Below are 15,049 nucleotides of genomic sequence, written 5' to 3' on the forward strand. Positions count from 1 at the left end.
CTAGACGCGCCGCAGCGGCACGCGCATCAGCCTGATCCCGGCCAGCAGCGTCGCGCCATAGGCGAGCGCGCCGGCTGTCGCGACGAGGAAGATCAGCACCTGAGGTCGCCAGGGCAGGGTGGCAGGCAAGAGGCCATCGCCCCAGCGCTCGGCCGCGAGCGCCGCAAGGCCGAGCACGGCGCAGGCGATGGTGATGGCGACAATGGCGCAGCCCAGCTCGCGGCTCGGCGCCGCCCATTCGCGGCGCTTCGCCAGCACGAAGAGCAGGAGCACGTTGACCCAGGCGCCGACCGCGGTGGCAAGGGCGAGGCCTGGCGCCGCCATCGAGCCAACGAGGAGAAATTTCAGCGCCACGTTGACGGCGACGGCCGACAAGGACGCGATGACCGGCGTCGTCGTATCGGCGCGGGAATAGAAGCTTGCCACCGCGGAGCGGATGAGGACCACAGCCGGCAGGCCGGTGGCATAGGCGGCGAGCACGGCGCCCGCCGCCGCGGCATCCTCGGCGGTGAAGGCGCCGCGGCCGAACAGCGCCTGCATGATGAGGTCGGGCACCGCGAGGAAGGCGACGGCGCAGGGGGCGGCGAGCACGAGGGTAAAGATGGCGGCCCGGTTCTGCGCGCCGTGCGCGCCCGCGACGTCCCCCGCGGCGATGCGCCGGCTCATCTCCGGCAGCAGGACGGTGCCGGCGGCGATGCCGACGACGCCGACTGGCAGCTGGTAGAGGCGGTCGGCATAATAGAGCGAGGAGATCGCGCCGGTCGGCAGCATGGCGGCGATGATGGTGTCGGCGAACATGGCGATCTGCACGCCGGCCGAGCCGATGACGGCCGGCCCGAGCACCTTGAAGAAGGCGACCATGTCGGCATCGAAGCGTGGCACGGCAAAGCGCGGCGCGAGGCCGGCGCGCCTTGCGTCCCAGCAGACGAGCGCAAGCTCCAGCACGCCCGCGGCCGCAACGCCCCAGGCGGCGGCATGGCCGGCCGTCGGGAAGAGGAAGGCGAGGCCCATCGCCACGATGAGCGACAGGTTGAGGAGGATGGGCGCCCCGGCCGCGGCGGCGAAGCGGTCGGCGGCGTTGAGCACGCCCGAGACGAGCGTCACCAGCGTGATGAAGAGGAGGTAGGGAAAGGTGATGCGCGTCAGCGTCACCGTCAGCTCAAACTTCGCCGGCTCGTCCCGGAAGCCCGGCGCCATCAGGTCGATGAACTGCGGCATGAGGGCGAGCGCCGCGGCGAGCAGCGCGAGCTGCACGAGCGTGAGCAGCGAGAATACCCGGTCGGCGAAGCGGCGGGCGGCCTCCGCACCGTCCGTGGTCAGAATGCGCGCATAGGCGGGAATGAAGGCGGCGTTGAAGGCCCCCTCGCCGAAGATGGCGCGGAAGTGGTTCGGCAGCCGGAGCGCCACGAAGAAGGCATCGGCGACGAGGCCGGCACCCATCACCGCGGCGAAAACGACGTCGCGGGCAAAGCCGGTGAGGCGCGAGAGCAGCGTGAAGCCGCCGACGGACAGGAGCTTCTTCAGCATCCGCGCCGCTCGTCGCGCAGGACGGCCGCCGCGCCCGGCCGATACTCCGCCCCGGCGGGCGTGGTGCCGACATGTTCCCCGAAGAGGCCGAGCGACATCAGCTGAATTCCGGAAAGGGACGCGAGGGAAACGGTCGACAGGCACCTGCCGGCGTGGCCTGGCGCACCCGTCGGACGAGCGGTGCGGCCAGGGCCGCTCTTATCGGTTTCGATCGTGGCAGAAAAGCGGGAAAGATTCACTCTCCAGGGGCGGGCGGCTACTCGCCTGTCCTCTGCTTCAGGATCGCCCTGAGGGACCATGCCTCGCCGTCGACGCTGCCGCGCAGGTCGTCGATCCTCCAGCTGCCGTCCTCCAGGATAAGGACATAGCGCACCACCGCATCGGCCGCCTGCGCGCGCTCCGTGAAGCGGCCCGTGAGCGTCACCGCGAGGAGGGCGGTGGCATCCGTCCGCGCCTCGCTCGCCACGGTGAAGGACTTCACGTCCGGGTCCTGCGAATTGGTGACGGGATCGAAGTCGAGCACCGGCTCGTCGTTCGCTTCGGCAATCGCTTCGGCCTTGCGCCACAAGGCGTCGAGCGCGCTCGAGAAGTTCCTGCGCCGCACGGCTTCGTCGAAGAGGAACATGCCGCCCTCGTCGCCCTGGCCCTGGGCGGCGCGGTCGTAGATCGCCCTGACGACGGTGTCCGGCTCACCGGCTGCGGCCATGGCTGGGGCGGAGGAGACGAGGGCCACCGCCGCGAGGAAGGTGCGCCGGCTGAGACCGACCATATTCATGCTGGATATCCGTTCGGGGTGAGAATGCGCCGCGATCATGCCGCAACGGCCGCGCGCTGCAACGGCATTCTTTCCTTTCGGCCTTGAAGCCGGGCGGCCATGCGCCTAGCCATGACGGGAGCGCGGCTGCTTTTCGATGAATGCCGGTCCGCGAAAAAACTCAACGGGACTCACCCCATGGCGAGAACACGAATCAGGTTGGCCGCCTGCGCGGCGCTCCTCATCTTCGCATCCCCGACGGTGGCCGAGGAGCCGGCCTGTGCCACCGCTGCCGCCGGGCAGGCGCTGAAACTGCTGAAGTTCCATACCGAAGGTGACGATCGCGCCGCGGTCTTCGCCGACCGCGTGAAGTCGCTCGGCACGATCAAGGCGCTGCGGGGCAAGGGCCGTTTCGACGTCGTCGAAGTGCCCGGCGCGGTCTACAAGGCCGATTACCGCATGCGCCTCATCTATGCGCAGATCCCCGGCGAATGCGTCCTGATGGGCCAGGAGATCATCGAGGCGAGCGATCCCTATTAAGTTCCCCATAAGGAAAACGGGGCCCGACGGGCCCCGTTCGCGATGCGAATCGGCGCATCCCTCAGCGGGTGGCTGCCTCGTACATCTCGGTCACGTATTCCCAGTTCACGAGATTCTCGATGAACGCCTTGAGATAGTCGGGGCGACGGTTGCGATAGTCGATGTAATAGGAATGTTCCCACACGTCGCAGCCGAGAATCGGCTTGGCGCCGTGCACCAGCGGGTTTTCGCCGTTCGGCGTCTTCATGACGATGATCTTGCCGTCCTTGACGGCGAGCCAGCACCAGCCGGAGCCGAACTGCGTGGCGCCCGCCTGGGCAAAATCTTCCTTCATCTTCTCGACGGAGCCGAGATCCTCGATGATCTTCTTCTCGAGGTTGCCGGGGATGGCGCCGCCGCCGTTCGGCTTCATCCACTTCCAGAAGTGGATGTGGTTGTAGTGCTGGCCGGCATTGTTGAAGAGGCCCTGATTCTTGCCGAAAGAGCCGACGACGACTTCCTCCACCGATTTGCCGGCGAGGTCCGTGCCCTCGAGCAGCTTGTTGCCGTTGTCGACATAGGCCTTGTGGTGCTTGTCGTGGTGATACTCCAGCGTCTCCTTGGACATGTACGGCTGGAGGGCGTCGTAGGCATAGGGAAGATCGGGGAGGGTGAAGGACATCGTTATCTCCTTTGCTTCCGCATCGAGGAATCCGGGACGCGTGCCGGTGGACGCGCCGCAGGCCAGGACCACAGCCGTCGACGAATTGCCTCAGCGGTCGACGGTCATGCTGGCCTCCCGTGGGGTGCGGGTAGCCGTGGAAGAGCCCACCCGGTCTACTTAGGGACGGTCGGCGCACGGGGCAAGCGCGCGCTGCGCAGAGCGCCACGAGTTGGCAGCATGAGCGCAAGGCTTTACTGTGCGCCGAAGAAGTATGGCGTAGACTGAAATGAAAGTTGTCGTGTGATGGTTGCCGTAATCCTCGTCGTTGCAGGTGTTCTCGTCGCCGGCGGTTTCTACGCGGTGATGGCCGGTGCCGAAGTCATCGTGCTCGAGCGCGGATGGTCGATGGTGATCGCCGGCAGTGTCTTCGCCGCCGCCGGCTTCGTTCTGGCGGCCATTGCGCTTCTGATGCGCGACCTGCGCCGCCTCGCTGGGGGCCTCGAGTTCCTTCCGGCCCGCGAGTCGTCGCTGGGCCGGGCGGCCGAGCAGCCATTCGACGACGGGGCGGATTTTCGTCCTGTCGTCGTCCCCGGCGTGCCGATAGCACCCTCCGCCGCCGCCGGTACGGCCGCGCCGACCCTCGGGGGAAAGGCATGGGCGGAGGAGGAGACGCGGGAGAGGGAGGCGGCCGAGGAGCCGGGCTTCGAGACGATGCGACCGTTCCCCTCGCGCCGATTCGAGGATCGTCCGGCAGCTGAGGAAGAACGGGAAGAGCCGGAAGAGCGGGAGGAGCCGGTCTCCGCCCCAGCCCCGGACCAGCCTGCATCGGCAGAGGAGGTGTCGGCCCAGCCCCCGCGCAGCGGCAAGCTGGATGATCCGTTCGCCCGCTTCGACTTCTCGCGGGATTTCTTTGTCACGGAGCCTCGGACGGCCGGGACCGAATCGCAGGAGGCTGGCGAACAGCAGAAGGAAGAGCCCCGCCTGTCGACCTTCGGCACGGCGCCCCAGGTGTCGGAGGAACCCGAAGCGGAGGCCGAGCCGGAGCCCGCCCCGAAGGGTGAGGAAACACTGCCCCAACTCCCGTCCTGGCTGCGTCGCACGGAGGACCGGGGCGACGCGAAGGGCTTCGAGGCGCCTGCAGCCCCCTGGCAACAACAGGGACGTGAACCTTCTTCTGCACTGGCCGCTGACGGGGCAACGCCGGAACCGTCTGAAGACGGGCCCGCAACGGACCGCGCCGAGGAGGCCCCGGCGGAGCATGACGAAGCCGGGGAGCCCGCGCCTGCGGAGCAGGAGGCCGACGCCGCCCCGGCGGCGCCGACCGTCGTCGGCACCTACAGCGCCGGCGGCAATCTTTATGTGATGTACTCCGACGGTTCCATCGAGGCCGAGACGGGCCGCGGCGTCTTCAAGTTCGCCTCGCTCGACGAATTGAAGACCTATATCGCCACCGGAGAGGGTGGGCAGTTGCAGTCGTCGGGCCGGTCGGCACCCAAGGACGATTGACGGGCCATCGTTCCCTTCGGGGCCGCTCAGTCGGCCGGCCCGGTCACGACCGGGCAATCGGCCCGGCTGCCCCATTCCGCCCATGAGCCGTCGTAGAGCGCGGCGGGCGGCCTGCCCAGGGCGTCGAGCGCGAGCCACAGGATCGCCGCCGAAACACCCGAGCCGCAGCTGGTGATGACCGGCCGGTCGAGGCTGACGCCGGCGGCCTCGAACACGGGCCGGATATCTTCCGGCGCCTTCAGCCTTCCCTGCTCGACGAGGCGGGCATGCGGCACGTTGAAACTGCCGGGCATGCGGCCCGGGCGCACGCCCGGGCGAGGCTCCGGCGCCTCGCCGCGGAAGCGTTCCGGCGAACGGGCGTCGACGATCTGGGCCGAGCGCTCGTGAAGGGCGGCACGCACGTCCTCGATATGGGCGACACCCTGCGGCGCCCGCGCGTTGAACGTCTGCCGCGGTGGCTGCACAGGCTCCGCGTCGACGGGGCGACGCTCGGCCAGCCACTTCGGGAAGCCGCCGTCGAGGATCTTCACGTCCTGCGCGCCGAAGGCCCGGAACATCCACCACACACGCGCCGCGGCGAGCAGCCCCGCGCCGTCGTAGACCACGATCCGCATGCCGTCGCCGATGCCGAGCGCGCCGACGGCGTCCGCGAACCGTTCCGCCGTCGGCATCATGTGCGGCAGGTCGGTGCTCTCGTCGCGGATCGCCTCGATGTCGAAATGGACCGCGCCGGGGATGTGCGCGGCGCGATATTCGGCGGCGCCGTCGCGGTTGTCCGTCGGCAGATACCAGGAGGCATCGACGATGGCGATGTCCGGCGCGCCGAGATGCTCGGCGAGCCAAGCGGTAGAAACGAAATGAGGCGAAGGCAGCTTGGTCTCGCTCATGGCCTGGTCCTCTGCGTTACGGCCGTGATCAGGCGAGCGTGATGCGCACGCGCCGGTTCTGCCGGCCCTTCTTCTCGATGGCGGTGACGGCGACCGCGCCGATCTCGCCGGTGCTCTTCACGTGCGTGCCGCCGCAGGGCTGCAGATCGAGCCCCGCGATCTCGACGAGCCGCACGGTGCCCGAGCCCATCGGCGGCTTGACGGACATGGTCTTGACGAGGCCGGGATTGGCGAGGAGCTCCTCGTCCGTGATCCAGCGCTCGCTCACCGCCGCATCCTGCGCGATCATCTCGTTGAGCCTGACGCCGATTTCGTCCTTGTCGAGGCCGGCATCGGGGATATCGAAGTCGAGCCGGCCCTCGCCGTCGCCGATGGCGCCGCCGGTGACGGGAAAGGGCAGGGCGACCGAGAGCAGGTGCAGGGCGGTGTGCACGCGCATGCGCGCATGGCGGACGTCCCAGTCGAGGCGCAGGCCGACGGTGTCGCCGATGGCGGGGAGACGCCCCTCGGCCGCCGGCACATGCGCGATCGTCGACCGGTCGGGGCCGTAGACGGCATTGGCGATGGCGATCTCCTGGCCGCCGGGCAGCATCATCCAGCCGATGTCGCCGGGCTGGCCGCCGCCCTGTGCATAGAAGATGGTGCGGTCGAGGATGATGCCGCCATCGTCGGAGAGGCCGACGACGGTCGCCTCGGCCGTTTTGGCATAGGGATCGTCCCGGAACAGAAGGGTCGTCTTGCTCATCGCGCGCCTCCGCAGAACAGGTTGCGCGACCGTAGGCGGGGGCCCTGGCCGCTGCAAGCCCGTCGGGGGCAGTGCTGCGCCTCCGAGCCATGCAAGGCTGGGGGCGAAGCGCTCGCGGCCCGCTGCAGGCCGGACATGTGGGCTGCGGCAGGAATGAAGGAACATTGATTGGCATGCCGTCGCCGGGCCATGATCTGCATCAAGGCCGCAGCGAGTGCCGGAGCCTAGGACGACACTCGGCCGGTGACGCCGGCTGGAATCGCGGCCTTTGGCAGCAGAAGCTGCCGAGGCGAGTTCACCGACAGTGGGCCTTCAGGAGGTTTCGGATGAGCCTGCCCCGTCCCTGTTGTCTTGCGCTGCTCGTGGTGTTTCTGGCGACGCCCGGCTGGCTGCCGCCCGGCGAAGCGGTCTTCGGTGCCGGGGTTGTGCAGGCGCAGGGAACCCTCGAGACGCTGTTCAACCGCCTGCGCCGCAACAGCCTGCCGGAGGGCATCGCCAGAGCCAACGGCCGTATCGAGGCCGAGCAGGTCGACGTCTCGGCCAAATATGCCGGCCGCCTCGCCGAGGTTCTCGTCGAGGAGGGCGACATGGTCGATGCCGGCACCGTCATCGCCCGCATGGATGATTCCGAATACCGGGCCCAGTTGCGCGGCGCCGAGGCGCAGGTGCTGCGGGCCGTCAAGGCGAAGGCCGAGGCCGAGGCCTTGATCGCCCAGCGCGAGAGCGACCGTCTGCTCGCGAAGGCCGAGCTCGACAGGGCCGAGGAGCTCTTCACCAAGGGCCATTTCTCGCAGGAGCGGCTCGACCAGCGGCGCAGCCAGATGAAGGCGGCCGATGCCGCGCTCAACGCCGCCCAGGCCTCGCGCGACCAGGCCGCCGCCGCCATCGAGGCGGCGAAGGCGGATGTGGCTCGGCTCGAGACGGTTGTCGCCGACATGGTGCTGAAGGCGCCCCGGCGCGGGCGCGTGCAATACAAGCTGGCGCGCGGCGGCGAGGTGGTGGCCGCCGGCGCGCGCATCGTCACGCTGCTCGACCTTGCGGACGTCTATATGACCATCTTCCTGCCTGCGCGCGACGCCGGCAGGGTCGTTCTCGGTGACGAGGCGCGCATCATCCTCGATCCCATCCCGCATTATGTGGTGCCGGCGCGGGTCTCCTTCGTCGCGGCCGATGCGCAATTCACGCCCAAGGCCGTCGAGACGGCAGACGAACGCGAGAAGCTGATGTTCCGCGTCAAGATCCGCATCGATCCCAACCTGCTCAGGCAATACGAGCCGCAGGTGAAGACGGGCGTGCGCGGCATCGGCTTCGTCCGCACCGTCAAGGATGCCGGCTGGCCGACGGACCTCGCCATCCGGCTGCCGGACTGAGCCCAGCGGTAGCCTTCATGGATATCGCCTGCCTTTCTGCAGCCCCGGCCGTCACCGGCGCGGATGCCGTCGTCACCCTGCGCGGCGTCACCCATCGCTATGGCAAGGTGCACGCCCTCGACGGCGTCTCGCTGTCCGTTCCCGCCGGCTGCATGGCCGGGCTGATCGGCCCCGACGGGGTCGGCAAGTCGACGCTGCTCGCGCTCGCTGCCGGGGTGCGCAGGATTCAGGAGGGGGAGGTGAGGGTGCTCGGCGGCGACATGGCCGATGCCGGGCACCGCAGGGCGAGCGGCGCGCGTATCGCCTACATGCCCCAGGGGCTCGGCCGCAATCTCTATCCGACCCTTTCGGTCTACGAGAATCTCGACTTCTTCGGCCGCCTCTTCGGGCAGGGCGCCGGCGAGCGCGAGACGCGCATCGCCGAGCTCCTGAAAGCGACCGGGCTCGACCCGTTTCCCGACCGGCCGGCCGGCAAGCTGTCGGGCGGCATGAAGCAGAAGCTCAGCCTGTGCTGTGCGCTCATCCACGATCCCGACCTCATCATCCTCGACGAGCCGACGACCGGCGTCGATCCGCTGTCGCGGCGCCAGTTCTGGGACCTTATCGAGCGCATCAGGCAACGGCGGCCGGGCATGAGCGTCATCGTTGCCACCGCCTATATGGAGGAGGCGGAGCGCTTCGACTGGCTCGCCGCCATCGACGACGGCAAGGTGATCGCCACCGGCTCGCCGGACGAGGTGCGCGCGCGGGCGGGGACGGACACGCTCGAAGCCGCCTTCATCGCCCTCCTGCCCGAGGAGAAGCGCCAGCACGAGCCGGTCGCCGTGCGCCCGCGCGTCGCCAGCGACGGCCCGCCGGCCATCGAGGCGGAGGGCCTGACCTGCCGCTTCGGCGACTTCACGGCCGTCGACAATGTCAGCTTCCGCATCGCGCGCGGGGAGATCTTCGGCTTCCTCGGCTCCAATGGCTGCGGCAAGTCGACGACGATGAAGATGCTGACCGGCCTGCTGCCGGCGAGCGAGGGCTGGGCCAGGCTGTTCGGCGAAACGCTTGATGCACGCGATCTCGAGACGCGCCGGCGCGTCGGCTACATGTCCCAGTCCTTCTCGCTCTACGGCGAATTGAGCGTGCGGCAGAACCTCGAGCTGCACGCCCATCTCTTCCACCTCCCGGCCGACAGGGTCGCGCCGCGGGTCGACGAGATGCTGCAGCGTTTCGATCTTGCCGATGTCGCGGACGAGCGCCCCGAAAGCCTGCCGCTCGGCATCCGCCAGCGCCTGCAGCTCGCCGTCGCGGTGATCCACGGGCCGGAGATGCTGATCCTCGACGAGCCGACGTCGGGCGTCGACCCGGTGGCGCGCGACGCCTTCTGGCGCTTCCTCGTCGGCTTGTCTCGTGACGAGGGCGTGACGATCTTCATCTCTACCCATTTCATGAACGAGGCTGAGCGCTGCGACCGCATCTCGCTGATGCATGCGGGCAAGGTGCTCGACGTGGGCACGCCGCGGGAACTGGCAGCGCGGCACGGCGGCGGCGACATCGAAGAGGCCTTTGTCGCCTGCCTTGCCGAGGCGGCGGGCATCGACCTGTCGGCCGAGGATGCGCAGGAGGCGCCGGTCGCGCTGCCGACGGCCATGGGACAGGCGCAGGCCGCGCGCTCCTTCGACCTGCGCCGGCTTTGGGCCTATGCGCGGCGCGAGACGATGGAACTGATGCGCGACCCCATTCGCCTCGCCTTCGCACTGCTCGGCCCGATCATCCTCATGATCACCTTCGGCTACGGCATCTCCTTCGACGTCGAGAAGCTCACCTTCGCGGCCCTCGACCAGGACCGGTCGCTGGAAAGCCGGCAACTGCTCGAAAGCTTCTCCGGCTCCCGCTATTTCGACGAGCGGGCGCCGATCGCCAATGCCGCCGAGGTGGTGGACCGCCTGAAGAGCGGCGAGCTCAAGCTCGCCATCGAGATCCCCGCCGGCTTCGGGCGCGACCTCGTTGCCGGCCGCCAGCCGGAGGTCGGCGTGTGGCTCGACGGCGCCATGCCCTTCCGGGCCGAGACGACGCGCGGCTACGTCAGCGGGCTGGCGCTGCAATATCTCCAGACGCAGTCGCACGAGCGCGGCCGCGGTTCCGTCAGCGTCCTGCCGGCCGATATCGAGACGCGCTTCCGCTACAACCAGGCCTTCAGGAGCATCTATGCCATCGTGCCGAGCGTCATCATGCTGATGCTCGTGCTGATTCCGGCGATCATGACGGCGGTCGGCGTGGTGCGCGAGAAGGAGACCGGCTCCATCGCCAATTTCCGCGCAACGCCGGTCACCAGGTTCGAGTTTCTCGTCGGCAAGCAGCTGCCCTATGTCGTCATCGCGGCCGTGAGCTTCGTCTCGCTGCTTGCGCTCGCGTTGCTGCTGTTCGGGGTGCCGGTGAAGGGCTCGTTGCCGGCGCTGTTTTTCGCGACCCTGCTCTATATCCTCGCGACGACCGGCTTCGGCCTCTTCGTCTCGTGCTTCACGCGCACGCAGGTGGCGGCGGTCTTCGCCACCTCGATCATCGCCATCATCCCTGCGGTCAACTTCTCCGGCCTTCTCGTGCCGGTTTCCTCGCTGTCGGGTAGCGCCCGCTTCATCGGACTCGCCTTTCCGGCGGCGTGGTACCAGCCGGTGAGCGTCGGCACCTTCACCAAGAGCCTCGGCTTCGCCGACCTGTGGCCCAACCTCGTCATGCTGGCGCTGTTCGGCATCGGCTTCATCGTCGCGTCGCAGGTCGCGCTCGCCAAGCAGGAGCCGTGAGATGAGCGGGCAATCGAAACGGCATCGCCTGTCGGCGCGCGGCATCGGCGGCCATGTCGCCAATGTCCTGCGCCTGGCGGTGAAGGAATTGCGCAGCATCCGGGCCGACCCGGTCCTCGTCGCGCTCATCCTCTACACCTTCACCTTCGCCATCTACTCGGTGGCGACGGGCGCGAAGACGGAGGCGGAGAACATGGCCATCGCGGTCGTCGACGAGGACCGCTCGTCCTTGTCGCGCCGACTGCAGGATGCCTTCCTGCCGCCCCTGTTCAAGACGCCGGTCGAAATCGGCGCCGGCGACATCGACGCGGCCATGGATGCGGGGCGCTTCGTCTTCGTGCTCGTCATTCCGCCGCGCTTCGAGGCGGATCTCCTCGCCGGGCGCCATCCCGAGCTGCAGGTCAATGTCGATGCGACGGCCATGACCCAGGCGGGCAACGGCGCCGTCTACGTGCAGAACATCCTGACGAACGAGATCATCGCCTTCCTGCAGCGGCGGGAGGGCAGCGCCATCCTGCCGGTCAACGTCGTCGTGCGGGCGATGTTCAATCCAAACCTGACCTCGTCCTGGTTCACCTCGGTGATGCAGGTGATCAACAACATCACCATGCTGTCCGTCATCCTGACCGGGGCCGCGCTGATCCGCGAGCGCGAGCACGGTACCGTCGAGCACCTGCTCGTCATGCCGGTGACGCCTGTCGAGATCATGCTCGCCAAGATCCTGGCGAATGGCCTCGTCATCGTGGCGGCGGCCTTCGTCTCGCTCGTCGTCGTGGTTGAGTGGCTGCTCGCCGTGCCCATCGCCGGATCGATCCTGCTCTTTCTTTCAGGGGCGGTGCTCTACCAGTTCTCGGTCGCGGCGCTCGGCATCCTGATCGCCACCTTCTCAACCTCAATGGCCCAGTTCGGACTGCTCGCCATCCCGGTGCTCATCGTGCTCAACCTCCTGTCGGGCTCGACGACCCCGATGGAGAGCATGCCGGAGTGGCTGCAGCATGTGATGCAGATTTCACCGGCGACGCATTTCGTCGCCTTTTCGCAGGCCGTGCTCTATCGCGGGGCGGGGCTCAAAATCGTGTTGCCGCAGATGCTGGCGCTCGCCGCCATCGGTGTCGCCTATTTCGCCGTCTCGCTCGGCCGCTTCCGCAAGGTTATCTTCAACGCCGGTTGAATGGCGGCCTAGGCGGATGAGGGGCGGCGACGGAGACCATCGCCGCCGAAGGGCTCAGGCGAGGTCGAGGACGACCCGGCCGTCGATGGCGCCGGCTTCCATGCGCTCGAAGACGTCGTTGATGTTGTCGAGCCGGTCCCAGGAAAAATGGGCCGCGACGGCGCCGTCGCCGGCGAAGGCGAGCGCCTCCTCGAGGTCCTGGCGCGTGCCGACGATGGAGCCGCGTACCGTGATGCGCTTCAGCACCGTGTCGAAGATCGGCATCGCGAAACGGCCCGGCGGCAGGCCGACGAGGGCCATCGTGCCGTGCGGACGCAGCACGCCGAAAGCCTGCTCGAAGGCAGCGGGCGACACCGCCGTCACGAGGACACCGTGCACGCCGCCGATGCGCTGCTGCAGCTCCGAAACAGGGTCGCGCTCGCGGGCGTCGATGGCAATCTCCGCGCCCAGCGACCTGGCGAGTTCCAGCTTGTCGGGATGCACGTCGATGGCGGCGACATGCATGCCCATGGCGCGCGCATATTGCACGGCCATGTGGCCGAGCCCGCCGATGCCGGAGATCGCCACCCATTCGCCGGGCTTCACCTCCGTCTCCTTGAGGCCCTTGTAGACGGTAACCCCGGCGCAGAGCACCGGCGCGGCCGGTCCCCAGGCGAGGTTTTCAGGCAGCCGGCCGACGTAGTTCGGGTCAGCGAGGGCATATTCGGCGAAGCTGCCGTTGACGGAATAGCCGGTGTTCTGCTGGCTGCCGCATAGCGTCTCCCAGCCGGTGCGGCAATGGGGACAGTAGCCGCAGGCCGTGTGCAGCCAGGGCACGCCGACGCGATCGCCCTCCTTCACGCGCTTCACGTCGCGCCCCACAGCGGCAACCGTGCCCACGCCCTCGTGGCCAGGAATGAACGGAAGCGTCGGCTTGACCGGCCAGTCGCCCTTCACCGCGTGCAGGTCGGTGTGGCAGACGCCCGTCGCCGCGATCTTGACGAGGATCTGGTCCGGCCGCGGCTCCGGCACCGTCCATTCCTCGATGGCGAGAGGCTCGCCGAACACCCGCGCTATGGCGGCTTTCATCTTGGGCATGGCACACTCCTTCGGTTGAACCCTGCGGGTGAGAGGCGGGCGAGGCCGCGGCCTCGAGAACGATCGCGGCGGCTTCCGGGTTGTCGTCACATTGAAGCGGATCATGTCTGAGAGCCGCGATCATGCGTCGGCACGGCCGGGGTCTGCTTTGTGCGAGATCAAACGGTGGGGTTGCCCGGCGTGCCATTGTGCGACGCAGCGCGGACATGCCCGACGTGAAGGCCTGCGGTCGGGCTGGACAGAGGAACGCGAGATGAACGATCCCCGTCACCCCCGGATCTCGACGGCACACACGTGTCGCGACGAAAGCCTGGGACTGGAGGGCTACCGCGCCCTGGACCGCATGCGCGAGGCGCTGACAGGAGCGATAACCGGCGGAATCTCGCCGACCTCGCTGGCGCTTGCCCTGTTCGACTGGTCGATCCATCTCGCCGCGGCGCCGGGCAAGCGGCTGGAGCTCATCGACAAGGCGGTGCGCAAGACCGGGCGCATCGCCGCCCATATTGCCGCCGCGGCAGCCCGGCCCGACACGCCGCCCTGCATCGAGCCGCTGCCCGGCGATCATCGCTTCCGCGCCGAGGGCTGGCGCAAGCCGCCGTTCAGCCTATGGGCCCAGGCCTTCCTGCTGCAGCAGCAATGGTGGCACAACGTCACCCGCGAGGTGCCCGGCGTGAGCCCGCACCACGAGGAGGTCGTCTCCTTCGCCGTGCGGCAACTCCTCGACGTGTTCTCGCCATCGAACTTCCCGCTGCTGAACCCGGAGGTGCTGGAGAAGACGATCGAGACCGCCGGCGCCAATTATCTCGAAGGCTTCTCGAACTTTCTTGAGGATGTCACCCGGCAGGCGACCGGACAGCTTCCCGTGGGCGCGGACGCCTTCCAGCCGGGCCGCGACGTCGCGGTCACGCCGGGCAAGGTGGTCTTCCGCAACCATCTGATCGAGCTCATCCAGTATGCGCCGGCGACAAAGGCGGTGCTGGCCGAGCCGGTGCTGATCGTACCGGCGTGGATCATGAAGTACTACATCCTTGACCTTTCGCCGCAGAACTCGCTCGTCCGCTATCTCGTCGGGCAGGGGCATACAGTCTTCTGCATCTCCTGGCGCAATCCCGACGCCACGGACCGCGATCTGTCGATGGACGACTACCGGCGGATGGGGGTGATGGCGGCGCTCGACGCCATCAATGCCATCCTGCCGGATGTGAAGGTCAACGCGGTCGGCTATTGCCTCGGCGGCACGCTCCTGGCGATCGCGGCGGCGGCCATGGCCCATGCTGGCGACGATCGCCTCGCCTCGATGACGCTTCTTGCCGCGCAGACGGATTTCACCGAGCCGGGCGAACTGGCGCTCTTCATCGACCACAGCCAGATGCACTTCCTCGAGAGCATGATGTGGAACAGGGGCTATCTCTCCGCCGACCAGATGGCGGGCGCCTTCCAGCTGCTGCGCACCAACGACCTCGTCTGGTCGCGGCATATTCGCGAATATCTGATGGGCGAGCGGGCGCCGATGTTCGACATCATGGCCTGGAACGCCGACACGACCCGCATGCCCTATCGCATGCACGCCGAATATCTGCAGCGCCTCTACATCGACAACGAACTGGCGAGCGGCCGCTTCATGGTCGAGGGGCGCCCGGCGGCCCTGCAGAACATCCGCGTGCCGATGTTCGTCGTCGGCACGGAGCGCGACCACGTGGCGCCGTGGCGCTCCGTCTACAAGGTGCACCAGCTCTGCGACACCGACATCACCTTCGTCCTGACGAGCGGCGGCCACAATGCGGGGATCGTCAGCGAGCCGGGGCATGCCGGCCGCACCTTCCGCACCGGCCTCAAGGAGGCCTCCGCGCTCTACCTCGGCCCGGACGAGTGGCTGGCGGCGGCGACGGTGAAGGAGGGCTCCTGGTGGACGGACTGGGCGGCCTGGCTCGCGGAGCGGTCGGTGGGCGAGCGGGTCGCGCCGCCGGCGATGGGGGCACCGCGCAAGGGCTATCCGCCCCTCGCCGATGCCCCGGGCACCTACATCTTCCAGAGGTGAGCGGC

Annotated in this window: 12 protein-coding genes; 6 read left to right on the top strand and 6 right to left on the bottom strand. The window is 68.3% G+C overall.

The window, feature by feature from the left end; all coding sequences use genetic code 11:
* Together murJ and P2T65_RS15590 are read right to left on the bottom strand one after the other, a co-directional pair.
* Entirely contained in the window at nt 1-1,527 is a 1,527-nt protein-coding gene (gene murJ / locus P2T65_RS15585) for a murein biosynthesis integral membrane protein MurJ (protein ID WP_071923721.1), read from the bottom strand.
* Nucleotides 1,528-1,783: 256 nt separating this feature from the next.
* The gene (locus tag P2T65_RS15590; RefSeq protein WP_245316173.1) at nt 1,784-2,302 is read right to left on the bottom strand and encodes a DUF3828 domain-containing protein; all 519 of its coding nucleotides are present in this window, start codon (nt 2,300-2,302) and stop codon (nt 1,784-1,786) included.
* 177 nt (nt 2,303-2,479) lie between these two features.
* Between P2T65_RS15590 and P2T65_RS15595 the strand changes: the two genes are divergently transcribed.
* Complete coding sequence (locus tag P2T65_RS15595; RefSeq protein ID WP_071923722.1) at nt 2,480-2,821, top strand: hypothetical protein; 342 nt, start codon at nt 2,480-2,482, stop codon at nt 2,819-2,821.
* Nucleotides 2,822-2,882: 61 nt separating this feature from the next.
* Here the strand turns inward: P2T65_RS15595 and P2T65_RS15600 are convergent, their stop codons facing one another.
* Nucleotides 2,883-3,482, bottom strand: coding sequence for a superoxide dismutase (locus P2T65_RS15600; protein WP_055458507.1), 600 nt, complete (start codon nt 3,480-3,482; stop codon nt 2,883-2,885).
* A 285-nt stretch (nt 3,483-3,767) separates the two neighbouring features.
* Between P2T65_RS15600 and P2T65_RS15605 the strand changes: the two genes are divergently transcribed.
* The gene (locus P2T65_RS15605) at nt 3,768-4,970 is read left to right on the top strand and encodes a hypothetical protein (RefSeq protein ID WP_276200138.1); all 1,203 of its coding nucleotides are present in this window, start codon (nt 3,768-3,770) and stop codon (nt 4,968-4,970) included.
* Nucleotides 4,971-4,996: 26 nt separating this feature from the next.
* Here the strand turns inward: P2T65_RS15605 and sseA are convergent, their stop codons facing one another.
* Complete coding sequence (sseA, locus tag P2T65_RS15610) at nt 4,997-5,857, bottom strand: 3-mercaptopyruvate sulfurtransferase (RefSeq protein WP_276200139.1); 861 nt, start codon at nt 5,855-5,857, stop codon at nt 4,997-4,999.
* A 28-nt stretch (nt 5,858-5,885) separates the two neighbouring features.
* The gene (locus P2T65_RS15615) at nt 5,886-6,602 is read right to left on the bottom strand and encodes an alanyl-tRNA editing protein (protein ID WP_276200140.1); all 717 of its coding nucleotides are present in this window, start codon (nt 6,600-6,602) and stop codon (nt 5,886-5,888) included.
* Nucleotides 6,603-6,928: 326 nt separating this feature from the next.
* Between P2T65_RS15615 and P2T65_RS15620 the strand changes: the two genes are divergently transcribed.
* The 3 genes from P2T65_RS15620 to P2T65_RS15630 are packed head-to-tail and all read left to right on the top strand — an operon-like array spanning nt 6,929 to nt 11,929.
* The gene (locus tag P2T65_RS15620) at nt 6,929-7,972 is read left to right on the top strand and encodes an HlyD family efflux transporter periplasmic adaptor subunit (RefSeq protein WP_276200141.1); all 1,044 of its coding nucleotides are present in this window, start codon (nt 6,929-6,931) and stop codon (nt 7,970-7,972) included.
* Between the two features lie 17 nt (nt 7,973-7,989).
* Nucleotides 7,990-10,758 (top strand): ribosome-associated ATPase/putative transporter RbbA, encoded by a 2,769-nt coding sequence (gene rbbA, locus P2T65_RS15625; protein ID WP_276200142.1) that lies wholly within the window; start codon nt 7,990-7,992, stop codon nt 10,756-10,758.
* 1 nt (nt 10,759) lies between these two features.
* Nucleotides 10,760-11,929, top strand: a complete 1,170-nt coding sequence (locus P2T65_RS15630) for an ABC transporter permease (protein WP_055458403.1) — start codon at nt 10,760-10,762, stop codon at nt 11,927-11,929.
* 54 nt (nt 11,930-11,983) lie between these two features.
* On the opposite strand, the gene P2T65_RS15635 is transcribed toward P2T65_RS15630, so the two are convergent.
* On the bottom strand, nt 11,984-13,006 hold the full coding sequence (locus tag P2T65_RS15635) for a zinc-dependent alcohol dehydrogenase (RefSeq protein WP_055458402.1): 1,023 nt from the start codon (nt 13,004-13,006) through the stop codon (nt 11,984-11,986).
* 253 nt (nt 13,007-13,259) lie between these two features.
* On the opposite strand from P2T65_RS15635, the gene P2T65_RS15640 reads away from it, so the two are divergent.
* Nucleotides 13,260-15,044 (top strand): alpha/beta fold hydrolase, encoded by a 1,785-nt coding sequence (locus P2T65_RS15640; RefSeq protein ID WP_276200143.1) that lies wholly within the window; start codon nt 13,260-13,262, stop codon nt 15,042-15,044.
* The last annotated feature ends 5 nt before the right edge of the window (nt 15,045-15,049 follow it).

This window comes from Chelatococcus sp. XZ-Ab1, assembly GCF_029309855.1.
Classification (GTDB): Bacteria; Pseudomonadota; Alphaproteobacteria; order Rhizobiales; family Beijerinckiaceae; genus Chelatococcus_A; species Chelatococcus_A sambhunathii.